This is a genomic window from Streptomyces sp. SolWspMP-5a-2 (assembly GCF_900091845.1).
GTDB lineage: Bacteria > Actinomycetota > Actinomycetes > Streptomycetales > Streptomycetaceae > Streptomyces > Streptomyces doudnae.
In genome coordinates this window covers 1-11,869 of sequence record NZ_FMCI01000039.1, presented here as the reverse complement: position 1 = coordinate 11,869, position 11,869 = coordinate 1, and the positions used below count along the sequence as shown (strand labels likewise).

5 protein-coding genes are annotated in these 11,869 nt (G+C 73.8%); 3 read left to right on the top strand and 2 right to left on the bottom strand.

The annotated features are described in order from the left end of the window. Nucleotides 1–7,941: type I polyketide synthase (locus tag GA0115242_RS02590; protein ID WP_141721462.1), on the bottom strand; the 7,941-nt coding region annotated here is incomplete at its 3' end. A gap of 247 nt (nt 7,942–8,188) precedes the next feature. Here GA0115242_RS02590 and GA0115242_RS02585 point away from each other — a divergent pair. Beyond that, nucleotides 8,189–8,569, top strand: a complete 381-nt coding sequence (locus GA0115242_RS02585) for a YybH family protein (RefSeq protein WP_093824038.1) — start codon at nt 8,189–8,191, stop codon at nt 8,567–8,569. A gap of 64 nt (nt 8,570–8,633) precedes the next feature. After that, nucleotides 8,634–9,059, top strand: a complete 426-nt coding sequence (locus GA0115242_RS02580; RefSeq protein ID WP_093824036.1) for a YybH family protein — start codon at nt 8,634–8,636, stop codon at nt 9,057–9,059. A gap of 290 nt (nt 9,060–9,349) precedes the next feature. Here GA0115242_RS02580 and GA0115242_RS02575 read toward each other — a convergent pair whose 3' ends face one another. Then, nucleotides 9,350–9,814: a flavin reductase family protein gene (locus GA0115242_RS02575; RefSeq protein ID WP_237548685.1), complete on the bottom strand. Its 465-nt coding sequence runs from the start codon at nt 9,812–9,814 to the stop codon at nt 9,350–9,352. 281 nt (nt 9,815–10,095) lie between these two features. Between GA0115242_RS02575 and GA0115242_RS02570 the strand changes: the two genes are divergently transcribed. Continuing rightward, nucleotides 10,096–11,712: an aspartate aminotransferase family protein gene (locus tag GA0115242_RS02570; RefSeq protein ID WP_093824032.1), complete on the top strand. Its 1,617-nt coding sequence runs from the start codon at nt 10,096–10,098 to the stop codon at nt 11,710–11,712. The last annotated feature ends 157 nt before the right edge of the window (nt 11,713–11,869 follow it).

Below are 11,869 nucleotides of genomic sequence, written 5' to 3'. Positions count from 1 at the left end.
GGCTCGGGCCCGCGGCACGGACAGGTCGAGGGCGGCGGGTATCCGCAGGGCCGGGCCCTCCGCGAGTGCCCGGTCGAAGAGGGCGAGTCCGTCCTCGGGGGTGAGGGGGGTGATGCCCATGCGCCGCCAGCGGGCGAGGTCGGTGTCGCCGAGGGCGGCGCCCATGCCGTGGGTGCCGTCCCAGAGTCCCCAGGCGAGGGAGAGTCCGGGCAGTCCCTGGGCCCGGCGATGCGCGGCCAACGCGTCCAAGTACGCGTTGCCCGCAGCGTAGTTGGCCTGACCCGCCGTCCCCAGCAACCCCGCGACCGACGAATACACCACGAACGCGTCCAGACCCGACCCACGCGTCAACTCGTGCAGATGCCACGCCGCGTCGACCTTCGCCCGCAGCACACCGTCCAACCGCTCCACCGTCAGACCGTCGAACGGCACATCGTCCAGCACACCCGCCGCATGCACCACCGCACCCAACGGATCCCCCGCACCGAACCGCCCCACCACCTCAGCCAACGCCGAACGATCCGCCACATCCACAGCGGCGAACCCCACCACGGCCCCCGCGGACCGCAACTCCCCGGCCAACTCCTCGGCACCCGGCGCATCCCCACCACGCCGACTCACCAACAACAGCCGCCGCACACCGTGCCGCTCCACCAGATGCCGCGCGAACAGGGCACCGAGGCCGCCCGTGCCGCCGGTGACGAGCACGGTCTTCTCGGGGTCGAGGGGCGACGCTGCGCGAGGGCCGGTGGCCGGGTCGCGCACGATCCGGGGGACCGTCATGCGGCCCGCCCGTACGGCGAGTTGGGGCTCGCCGGTGGCGAGGGCCGCGGCGACCAGGGTCTGCGCGGCGGCGGGCTCCGTGCCGTCGTCGGGGCCGAGGTCCAGCAGGACCAGGCGGCCCGGGTGCTCGGACTGCGCGGCTCGGCCCAGGCCCCACACGGGGGCGCACGCGAGGCCGGTGACGCCCTCGCCCGGCTCCACCGCCACAGCGCCCCGGGTGACCAGCACCAGCCGGGTGTCGTCGTAGCGCTCGTCGGAGAGGAAGCGCTGGGTCAGGGAGAGTACGGCGGCCAGCGTCTCGTGGGCCGTGGTGACCTCGTCCCGACCGGGGTCCTCGGTCAGGACCCGGTCGACGTGGACGAGGACGGCGTCGAGGTCTGCCTCGCCGGCCGCCTGCCCGTGAGGCAGTCCGCCGTGCGGTGCCTCCGCGATCCTGGGTGCCGCGGGCGCCGTGGCGGGGAGCGGGAGGGCAGTCCACGCCACGGTGTGGAGGGCGGCAGGGCCCTCGTCGGCCGGGGCGAGGCGGTCGCGGGGTACGGGCCGCAGGGTCAGCGAGCCGACGGAGACCACGGCACGGCCCGTGGTGTCGTTCGCGGTGACGGCGAAGGTGTCGGTGCCGGTAGGGGAGATACGGACGCGGAGGTCGGTCGCCCCGGTGGCGTGCAGGACGGTGTCGTTCCATGAGAACGGCAGGCGGATCCCGTCGGTCCCGTCAGGGGTCGCCGAGGCGGCGGCGTGCAGGACCAGGGGGTGCAGGACGGCGTCGAGGAGCGCCGGGTGGGCGGTGAAGCGGTCGGCGTCCGGGTGCTGTTCCGCGGGCAGGGACACCTCGGCGTACAGGTCGCCGTCCCGGTGCCAGAGGGCCTTGAGGCCCTGGAAGGCGGGCCCGTAGTGGTAGCCGAGGTCCGCGAGGCGGTCGTAGACGGCGTCGAGCGGCTGCGCGGTGGCCCCTTCGGGCGGCCACACCTCCTGCGTGCCGGCGGTGACGGGCTCACCCGCGCCGCCGAGGACACCGGAGGCGTGGCGGGTCCAGGAGCGGTCGTCGCCGGGGTCGCCGTCACGGCGTGCGAAGACCGTGAAGGAGCGCGTCCCGGCGGCGTCGGGCGCGTCGACGGAGACCTGGAGGCGCGCCGCTCCCCGGGCCGGCAGGACGAGCGGGGCCTCCAGGGTGAGTTCCTCGATCCGCTCGGCCTCGAACAGTCCGCCCGCGGTCAGCGCCAGTTCGAGGAAGGCGGTGCCGGGGAGCAGGGCCGTGCCGCCGATGACGTGGTCGGCGAGCCAGGAGTGTTCGGACGCGCTGACGCGGCCGGTGAGGAGCCGGTCCTCACGGCCCGCGAGGTCCACCGCGGTGGTCAGCAGCGGGTGGTCGGCGGGGTCGAGGCCGAGGCCGCGGGCGTCGGTGCCGCCGCTGTCGGCGGGGAGCCAGTGGCGGGCCCGCTGGAAGGCGTAGGTCGGCAGGTCGACGCGGTGGGCGTCGGGGAAGAACGACGCGGCGTCCAGGGGCGCGCCCCGGGTGAGGGCGGTCGCCAGCGCGGTGGTCAGCGTCTGCGGCTCGGGACGTCCCGCGCGCATGAGGGGGACGGCGGCCGGTTCGCCCGACAGGCTGTCGCGCACCATGGCCGTGAGGACGGCGTCGGGACCCGCCTCGACGAAGACGGTGGCGCCGTGCCGCTGGAGCGTGCGGGCCGCGTCCATGAAGCGGACCGTGCCGCGGATCTGCTGAGCCCAGTGGTCGGGGGAGGCGAGGGTGTCGGCGCCGGCCGTCTCGCCGGTGAGGGTGGAGACGATCGGGATGCGCGGCGGGTGGAAGGTGAGCCCCTCGGCGACGGCCCTGAACTCCGCCAGCACGTCGTCCATGTGGGGCGAGTGGAAGGCGTGGCTGACCTGGAGGCGACGGGTCCGGCGGCCGCGGCCCCGCCAGTGTGCGGCGACCTCTTCGGCCGCGTCCTGGTCGCCGGAGATCACCAGGGAGGTGGGGCCGTTGACGGCGGCGACGGAGACGGCGGCGGCGTGGCGTGCGAGGTCGTCGGCGAGTTCGGCCTCCTCGGCCTCGATCGCGATCATGGCTCCGCCGGACCTCGCCGACTCCATGAGGCGCCCCCGGGCGGCGACGAGCAGCGCCGCGTCGTCGAGCGAGAGGACACCGGCGACGTGGGCGGCGGTCACCTCGCCGATGGAGTGCCCGGCGAGCAGGGCGGGGGTGAGGCCGTGGTGTTCGAGGAGCCTGAACAGCGCGGTGCCGACGGCGAAGAGGGCCGGCTGGGTGTACGCGGTGCGGTGCAGCAGCGCGCCGTCGTCGCTGTCGGCGGGGGCGGACAGCACGGCGCGCAGGGGGCGGCGCAGATGCGGATCGAGGGCGGCGCACACCTCGTCGAGGGCGGCGGCGAAGACCGGGGACGACGCGTACAGCTCGCTGCCCATGCGGGCGCGCTGGGCGCCCTGCCCGGTGAACAGGACCGCGGTGCGGCCGGTGCCCGCGACGTCGCCGGTCACCAGGTGGGGTGCGTCGGTGCCCGAGGCCAGGGCGTCGAGGCCGGCCAGGAAGGTGTCCCGGTCGGTGCCGAGGACGACTGCCCGTCGGTCGAGGCGGGCGCGCGTGGTGGCGAGCGCGCGGCCGATGTCGGCGGGGTGGGCCTCGGTGGTGCGGAGGTGGTCGCGCAGCCGGGCGGCCTGGGCGCGCAGGGCCACGTCGTCCCTGGCCGTGATCAGCCAGGGGGCGGGCGCGGTGGGCTCGGGCCGTCGGGGGCCGGCCGGGGGCGCCGGTTCGGTGGCGGGGTCGTGCTCGACGATGAGGTGGGCGTTGGTGCCGCTGATGCCGAACGAGGAGACGGCGCAGCGGCGCGGGCGGCCGGTGTCCGGCCACTCGGTCTCGCGGGTGAGCAGTTCGACGGCCCCGGAGTCCCAGTCGACGAACGGGGTGGGTGCGTCCACGTGCAGGGTGCGGGGGAGCACGCCGTGGCGCATCGCCTGGACCATCTTGATCACGCCGCCCACACCGGCGGCGGCCTGGGTGTGGCCGATGTTGGACTTGAGGGAGCCCACCTGGAGCGGGTGCGCGCGGTCCCGTCCGTAGGTGGCGATGAGCGCCTCGGCCTCGATGGGGTCGCCGAGCCTGGTGCCGGTGCCGTGGGCCTCGACGGCGTCGACGTCGGCGGGGTCGAGTCCCGCGTCCGCGAGGGCCTGCCGGATGACGTGTTCCTGGGAGGGGCCGCTGGGCGCGGTGAGCCCGTTGCTGGCGCCGTCCTGGTTGACGGCCGAGCCGCGGACGGTGGCGAGGACCGGGTGGCCGTTCCTGAGGGCGTCGGAGAGCCGCTCCACCACCAGCAGGCCGACGCCCTCCGCCCAGGAGGTGCCGTCGGCGCCGGCGGCGAACGACTTGGAGCGTCCGTCGGCCGCGAGACCGCGCTGCCGGGAGAACTCCACGAACATGCCGGGCGACGACATCACGGTGGCGCCGCCGACCAGGGCGAGAGAGGTCTCCCCCGAGCGCAGCGACCGCACCGCGAGGTGCAGGGCGACCAGGGACGAGGAGCAGGCGGTGTCGATGGTCACCGCGGGGCCGACGAAGCCGAACTGGTAGGCGATGCGGCCGGACATGACGCTGGGGGCGGTGCCGGTCAGGACATGGCCCTCCACGGTGTCGGGGGCTTGGTGCATGCGCGGTCCGTAGTCGAGCGCGGTGGCGCCGACGAACACGCCGGTGCGGCTGCCGCGCAGGGTGTCGGCGTCGAGTCCTGCGCGTTCCAGGGCCTCCCAGGCGGTCTCCAGGAGCAGCCGCTGCTGCGGGTCCATGGCCAGCGCCTCGCGCGGGGAGATCCCGAAGAGGGTGTTGTCGAACAGCGGGGCGTCGTAGAGGAATCCGCCCTCGCGCACGGAGCTCTTGCCGTTCCGCGCGGCGTCCCGGTCGAACAGCTCCTCGTCCCAGCCGCGGTCGGTGGGGAAGCCGGAGATCGCGTCGCCGCCGTCGGCGAGCAGCCGCCACAGGTCCTCGGGGGAGGCGATGCCGCCCGGGTAGCGGCAGGCCATGCCCACGATGGCGATGGGTTCCGTCGAGGTCTCGGCGCGGAGTACGGGGGCGGTCGCCTCGGCGCCGTTCCCTTCGAGGAGGGTGGTGAGGTGGTCGATGAGCGCGGCGGGGGTGGGGCGGTCGAACAGCAGACCGCTCGGCAGGCGCAGTCCGGTGGCTGCCGCGAGGGTGTCGCGCAGCTCCACCGACATCAGCGAGTCGAACCCGAGTTCCCTGAAGCCGGCGTGCGGTTCGACGCGGCGGTCGGCGGGGTATTCGAGGACGGCCGCGATCCGGTCGGTGACCAGGCCGGGGAGGTCGGTGAGGTCCGCCATGGCCGTGGGGACCGCCGGGGTCGCGGCAGCGGTGGCGGGGGCCTCGGGGAGCGAGGCGGCCGGGCGCGCCGGTCCGGTGATCCAGTGGCGCTCGCGCTGGAAGGCGTACGTGGGCAGGGTCACCCTGCGGCCGTCCCCGACCGTGGGCACGGCCGCCCAGTCCACCTCGGCGCCCCGGACGAACGCGGCGGCCAGGCCGGTGAGCAGGGCGTGCGGTTCGGGGCGGCCGGCGCGGAGCGTGGCGACCGGCGCCATGGCGTCGGTGTCGTCGAGGCACTCGACGGCCATCGGGGAGCAGACGGCGGCCGGACCGAGTTCGAGGAGGGTGGGCACGCCGGCGGACTTCAGGGTGCGGACCGCGTCCAGGAACCGGACCGGCCGGCGAATCTGCTCGACCCAGTACTCGGGGGAGGACCACTCCCCCGGTCCGACGGGGCGTCCGGTCACCGTGGAGACGGCGGGGAGCGTCGGCTCGTGGAAGGTGAGGTCCGTGACGGCCCGGCGGAAGTCCTCCAGCATCGGGTCCATCAGCGGGGAGTGGAAGGCGTGCGAGACGGTGAGCCGGCGGACGTTGCGGCCCTGGGCGCAGAGCCGGCCGATGACCCGCTCGACCGCGGCCTCGTCCCCCGACACCACGGTCGACAGCGGTCCGTTGACGGCGGCTGTCGCGGCCAGGGGCTCGTCGGCGAGGAGTTTCGCCACCTCGTCCTCGTCGGCCCGCACGGCGGCCATGACCCCGCCGGGCGGGAGGGCCTGCATCAGCCGGCCCCGGGCGGCGACCAGGCGTGCCGCGTCGCCCAGGGAGAGCACTCCGGCGACGTGCCCGGCGGCCACCTCGCCGATCGAGTGCCCGGCCACCTGCGAGGGGACCACGCCCCAGGAGGCGACCAGGCGGTACAGCGCCACTTCCACGGCGAAGATCGCGGGCTGGGTGAACCCGGTGTCGTCCAGGCCGTCGCCGGATTCGATCACTTCGCTCAGCGGCCGGTCGAGCAGCGGGTCGAGGTGGGCGCACACCTCGTCGAACGCCTCGGCGAACACCGGGAAGGCGGCGCGCAGTTCACGTCCCATGCCGATGCGCTGGGAGCCCTGTCCCGTGAAGACCACGGCCGGGCGGCCGGGGCGGGCGACACCGGCCCCTGCCCCGGAGGCGGCGAGGGCGGCGAGGTGGTCGAGCAGGGTGCTGCGGTCGCCGCCGAGCACGACGGCGCGGTGGTCGAAGACGGTGCGGTGCGCCGCGAGGGTCAGCCCGACGTCCGCGGGGTCGAGCGTCGCGTCGGCGGTGACGGCGGCGTGCAGCCGCGCGGCCTGGTCGCGCAGCGCGGCGGCGTCGCGTCCGGTGATCACCCAGGGCACGGGGGCCGGTCCGGTCGCGGGTGCGGACGGCGGGAGGGCTGCCGGTCCCGGTGCGGCGGCCGACCTCGGGTGGGGGGTCCGCGCGGGGCGGGGCGCCGGGGCGGGGTGCTCGGCGAGCACGACGTGGGCGTTGGTGCCGCCCATGCCGAAGGAGGAGACACCGGCCAGCAGCGTGCGGTCGGGCTCCGGCCAGTCGGACGGCGCGCTCTGCACCCTGAGCCCCAGCTCGGCCAGCGGGACCCGCGGGTTCGGGGTCGCGAAGTTGAGGCTGGCCGGGATCGTGCGGTGCGACAGGGCCAGCAGTGCCTTGATGAGGCCGGCGATCCCGGCGGCGCCCTCCAGGTGGCCGATGTTGGTCTTCACCGACCCGACCCGCAGGGGCCGTTCGGGGTCGCGCCCGCTGCCGAGGACCGCGCCGAGCGCCGCGGCCTCGATCGGGTCACCGACCGGGGTACCCGTGCCGTGCAGCTCCACGTACTGCACCGCCGCGGGATCGACGGCGGCCTTCTCGTAGGCGCGGCGCAGTACCTGCTCCTGGGAGGCGCGGTCGGGGACGGTGAGCCCGGGGGTGGCGCCGTCGTTGTTGACAGCGCTGGCGAGGATCACCCCGTGGACCCGGTCGCCGTCCGCGACGGCGCGGGCCAGCGGCTTGAGGATGACGGCGCCGCCGCCCTCGCCGCGCACGAAGCCGTTGGCGCGGGCGTCGAAGGCGTAGATCGTGCCGTCGGGTGAGAGCCCGCCGAAGCGCTCCGCACTGGCCGCGCTCTCCGCGAGGATGTTGAGGTGGACGCCCGCCACCACGGCCGCCTCCGACTCCCCCGACCGCAGCGACTCGCAGGCCAGGTGGACGGCGACCAGCGACGACGACTGGGCGGAGTCGACGGTCATGCTGGGGCCGCGCAGCCCCAGGTGGTAGGAGACCCGGTTGGCGATGACGCCCCGGTTGACGCCCGCCATGGTGTGCTGGGTGATGGCCCGCTCACCGTGCTGGTAGAGCAGGGCGGAGTAGTCGTCGCGCTGGGTGCCGACGAAGACGGCCGTCCGGCTGCCCGCCAGCGCGGCCGGCAGGATCCCGGCGTCCTCGAGCGCCTCCCACGCCAGTTCGAGCACGAGGCGCTGCTGGGGGTCCATGGTGACGGCCTCGCGCGGGGAGATGCCGAAGAAGGCGGCGTCGAAGGTGTCGAGGCGGGCGAGGAAGCCGCCCCGGCGGGTCCCGGCGCCGGAGGGCGCGGCCGTCGGCCCTGAGCCGTCGCCGGCCGGCTGGGAGGCGCGTTCCGCGGTCACCGGCTGCCAGCGTCCTTCCGGTACGGCGGTGACGGCGCTCGTGCCGGTGCTCAGCAACTCCCAGAAGGCGGCGGGGCCGTCGGCGCCCGGCAGTCGGCAGGAGAGTCCGACCACCGCGATGGCCTGGTCTCCTTCCCCACGCGCCGCGGACGTCCCAAGGTGCTGCTCGTTCGTCATGGCGCTCGACTACCCTTCCGGCTGAACCGACCGAAACCCCAAGGCATTGAGGCAACTCTGCGAATGGATCGTAGGCAGCGGCCTCCTCGCGGAATTCAACGTGCGGCCTTTTTCGGGTAATCGGCCGGGCGACGGACGGGCAGATCACGGTGTGACCCGGCGGTTCCCGCACTGTTGCGCGGGATGAAATACCGTCTCGACCGTGGAACTCAGCCACCTCACTCACGGAAGGCGGGCCTGATCTCTCATGTCGCAAATAATCGCTGATCTGGAAAAGCGCACCGAACTCTATGTCGATGCCTTCAACGCGGGCGACGCGGACGCACTCGAGGATTTCTACACCGAGGAGGCCATCGCGGTCTGGGAACCGGGCAAGCCGCTGACCGGGCAGGCCCGCAGGGACTACCAGCGCGCGTTCCTGTCCCGCGGGCCGCGGATCACCGCCGTGCCGCGGCAGTCCTTCGTCACGAGTGACACCGCGCTGCTGATCGTCGACTGGACCATCGACACGGTCGACGAGTCGGGGACGGCCGTGCAGCTGCGCGGGATCGGCGTGGACGTGCTGCGCCTGGGCGAGGACGGGGTCTGGCGCTACACGGTGGACGACCCCTACGGCCAGGAGGACTGAGCCCCTCCCCCCGACGCACCAGTCCCGTTCAGCCACCATCCAGCAGAGAGGCAGGCCGGTTCACATGGCCTTCAACTTCGCCGTCGACTTCGATCCCGCCCACCCCGACCTCACCAGCGACGCCGAGGTCGCGAACGAGATCTTCCTCCAGGTCTTCAACTCCGGTGACGGCGAGCTGTTCAACCGCCTGTACCTGGAGGACTCCATCTCGAACTTCTCCGGCGAGCCCCTCACCGGCGCCGCGCGCCTGGCCTTCTTCAAGGAGTTCCTCTCCTCGAAGCCGACGCTGGAGGCCGCGATCACGTTCTCGTACGTCGCCGGTGACGTGGCGCTCATGGGGGTCGACTACAGCATCAGGGGCACCGGCCCGGACGGCTCGCCCACCCTCCTCGAAGGCGTGTGCACGGATGTCCTGCGGCGCCAGAAGGACGGCCGCTGGCTGATGGCCGTCGACCGTCCGGTGGCCGCGAAGGGACTCGTCTCCGAATAGGGAGCGGGCCCCCGGTCCCCCGCACGGAAGAACCCCCCGAATGCACCGCTGGGGGGTTCTTCCGCCTTTTGGTCTTCTTCTCGGAACGCCCGGCACGTAGGTGTGCGCGAGCGTTCCTTCTCATTTCTCTGCGCGGGCGTTCCCGCTCGTTCCTGTGCTCGGGTGTTCCCGGTCGTTCCTAGTGCGCGGGCGCAGCCGCTCGTTCCTGTGTGCGGCGTTCCCGGTCGTTCCTGTGTGCCGGTCCCGCGGATCGTCTCCGCGGGACCGGCACACAGGACGACGGCGTGCGGTCAGCGCGTGGACGGCTCCGGGCGGCCGAAAGAGCCGTTGACGAAGATCAGTTCGTGACCGTCGCTGCCGCGCCCGGCCTCCAGCACCGTCCCTATGAAGATGGTGTGGTCGCCGAACGCGTGCGCGTCGGTCAGTTCGCACTCCACCCAGGCCAGCGAACCGGCGAGCAGCGGGGCGCCCGTGTGGGGGCCCGGCCACCACTCGATCCCGTCGAACTGCGCGGCGCCGAGGGTGCGGTTCTTGTCGGCGAAGTGCCGGGCGAGGGGCTCCTGTTCGGCTCCGAGAATGTTCACGGCGAAGCGGCGGGAGTCGGTCAGCGCCTGGTGCATCACGGCGCCGTGGCCGACGCTGCACAGCACCGAGGGCGGGTCGAGCGACACGGAGCTGAAGGCGTTCGCCGTCATGGCGTGCAGATGCTCCTGACCGACGGTGATGACCGTGACGCCGGTCGTGAAACGGGACATCACCTCCCTCAGCCGGCCGGGCCCCACCCAGCGCGGTGCGGAGGGGGAAGCCGAGGGGTCGAGTTCAGCGGACGCGGAATTCATGCCACCTTCTCCGGGGGGTCGTGGGGGCGCACGCGACCCGTGACAGAGGCAAGGACGGGCCTGCGGATTCCTCAACGTACCGGCGCCCGGACGCGTCTCCTCCACCGTCGGGTAACCGGCGTACCGGTCCCCCGCGGGCGCCGCCGTGGTGACTGTGCCGTGAGTGCCGCCTTACCTCCCGGGCGCACCCTGTGGCCATGACTCCCACAGACTCCGCAGCGGCCCGGCCCGAGACCACCGAGCCGGAGCTCGCCGAACCGCACCTGCGTGCGGTGCTGGACACCGCGGGACTGGCCGTCGAGTACGTCCGGGCCCAGGACAACACGCTGTTCCGGCTCGACGAGGACGGCACCGAGATCCCCGTGACGGACTTCGCCGGCGGGTACGGCTCCGTCCTGCTCGGCCACAACCGGCCCGAGATCGTCGAGCGCGCGAGGGAACTGCTGGCGTCGGGCACCCCGGTGCACGCGCAGTTCTCCAGCCACCCCTACGCCAACCGGCTCGCGGCCGAGCTGAACCGGATCGTGGGACGCGAACTGGGCACCGACGAGCCGTACTTCGCCATCTTCGGCAATTCGGGCGCGGAGGCCGTCGAGGCCGCGATCAAGCACGCCGAGATGGACCGGGGCATGCGACTGGCGGCGCTGCGTGCGGAGTTGGCGCGGCACACCGCGAGCGTCCGCGCGGCGGTGGCGGCCGGCGAGGCGGAGGTGACCTCCCGGACCCTCGCGGGTGCCGGGCTCGACGCGACGGCACCCGGCGGCGACTTCGAGACGCTCGCCGCCGAGTTGGAGCGTCACAACGCCGAACTGTTCGCCAGGCCGCCGCTGTTCCTCAGTCTTGAGGGCGGCTTCCACGGCAAGCTGGCGGCGAGTGTGCAGCTGACCCACAACGAGGGGTACCGCGCCCCGTTCAAGGCGCTGGCGGCGCAGGCCCGTTTCGTGCCCCGTGAGCGGCCCGAGGCGCTGAAGGAGATCTGGGCCGAGGAGCGCGGGACACTCCGGGACGTGCGGGTCTTCGAGGGCCACGTCGAGGTCACCGAGCGCGAGTTCCCCGCGTTCTGCGCCTTCCTGGTGGAGCCGATCCAGGGCGAGGGCGGCATCCACGTCCTGTCGGAGGAGTTCGCCGCGGAGATCCAGCGGTTCTGCGCGTCGATCGCGTGCCCGGTGATCGTCGACGAGATCCAGAGCGGCATGGGCCGCACCGGTGCCTTGCTGGCGAGTGCCCGGATCGGTCTGCGGGGCGACTACTACACGCTGGCCAAGACGCTGGGCGGCGGTGTCGCCAAGACGTCGGTGATGCTGGTGCGACAGGCCTGGTACCGCGAGGAGTTCGAGATCGTCCACAGTTCGACGTTCGCCAAGGACAGTTTCTCCTGCCACATCGCGCTCAAGGTGCTCGAACTGCTCGAGGCGGACGGCGGCGCGGCCTACCGGCGGGCGGCCGAGCGGGGCGAGGCGCTGCGGCGCACGCTGGAGTCGGTCGCCGCGGACTTCCCCGGCGTGGTCAAGGAGGTGCGGGGCCGTGGCCTGATGCTCGGCGTGGAGTTCCACGACCAGTCGGGGTCGGCGTCACCCGCGCTGCGGGAGGCGGCCGCCGGTGGTCTCTTCGGCTATGTGCTCGCCGGGCATCTGCTGCACCGGCACGCCATCCGCACGTTCCCGACCGCGAGCGCTCTCAACACCCTCCGTTTCGAACCGTCCCTGCTGCTGAGCGATGCCGAGATCGCCCGGCTCGACGGCGGTCTGCGGGACGTCTGCGCCATCATGCGCGACGCGGCCGGCGAACGGCTGGCGGCCGGCCGGGCCGGCTGAGGGGACGCCTTCGGGACCCGCGTGGGCGGTTCCCGGTCCGCCGATCGGCCCGCCCCGCGGGCCAGGGGGCCGGGAACCGCCCTCCGGCATGCCCGCCGACGGTCCTCCGGGGTGCGGGCCGGGCGACGGGAAGCGGCGGGGCGGGACCCTGATCCTG